1 protein-coding gene is annotated in these 1009 nt (G+C 72.5%); it reads left to right on the top strand.

Annotated features, from left to right (window positions below; all coding sequences use genetic code 11):
* The coding region (locus tag B0W88_RS31965) for a sensor domain-containing diguanylate cyclase (protein ID WP_144007154.1) at positions 1–1009 on the top strand (1009 nt) is incomplete at both ends.

The raw sequence follows: 1009 nt of genomic DNA, 5'->3' as shown, positions 1-1009 counted from the left end.
GATCAAGGACGGCGACCGCCAGCGCGTGGAGGTCCAGCACCGCCGCAGCGACGGCAGCCTGATCGACGTGGAGCTGCAGATCAGCGCCGCCGAGATCGGCAGCGAGCTGTTCGTCTACGCCTCGGCGCGCGACATCACCGAGCGCAAGCGCCTGCTGGCCTCGATCGAGGCGTCCTCGGCCCGGGTCAACCGGCTGATGCAGGAGCAGACGGCGATGCTGGACAACGACATCGTCGGCATGGCGAAGATCGAGCAGCGCCGGCTGGTCTGGCACAACCGCGCGCTGGCCCGCATCTTCGGCTACGGCCCCGGCGAGCTCGACGGCGTGCCCACGCAGGACATCTACGCCGACGAGGCCGACTTCCGGCGCGTGGCCGAGGAGGGCTACCCGCTGCTCCATGCGGGCCGCCACTACCGCACCGAGGTGCGGATGCGGCACCGCCAGGGCCACCTGATGTGGATCGACCTGAGCGGCGTGCGCCTGGACGGCGACGAGACCCTGTGGACGATGGTGGACATCAGCGCGGTCAAGGACGCACAGGCCCGCGCCGAGCACCTGGCCTTCCACGACGGCCTGACCGGCCTGCCCAACCGCCTGCTGCTGGCCGACCGGCTGCAGCAGGCGCTGGCGGTGGTCAACCGCACCGGCACGCGGCTGGCGGTCTGCTATTTCGACCTGGACGGTTTCAAGCCGATCAACGACGAGCGCGGCCATGACGCCGGCGACGCGCTGCTGGCCGAGATCGGCCGGCGCCTGACCGGCGCGCTGCGCCGCGACGACACCGCGGCCCGCGTCGGCGGCGACGAGTTCGTCGTGCTGCTGACCCTGCTCGATCCCGCAGCGGATGCCGAGTGGCACGCCGTGGCCGCGCGACTGGTCGCCTGCATCCAGCAGCCGGTAACGCTGCCGGACGGCGGCGTGGTCAGGGTGGGCACCAGCGTCGGCGTGGCGCTGGCACCCGCCCATGGCAGCGACCCGGCGGCGCTGCTGGCCCTGGCCGACCAGGCG

Origin of the sequence: Pelomonas sp. KK5 (assembly GCF_001984095.1) — a bacterium.
GTDB lineage: Bacteria > Pseudomonadota > Gammaproteobacteria > Burkholderiales > Burkholderiaceae_C > KK5.
Note: the sequence above shows the minus strand (reverse complement) of the source record. Positions and strands in the feature narration are given on the sequence as shown.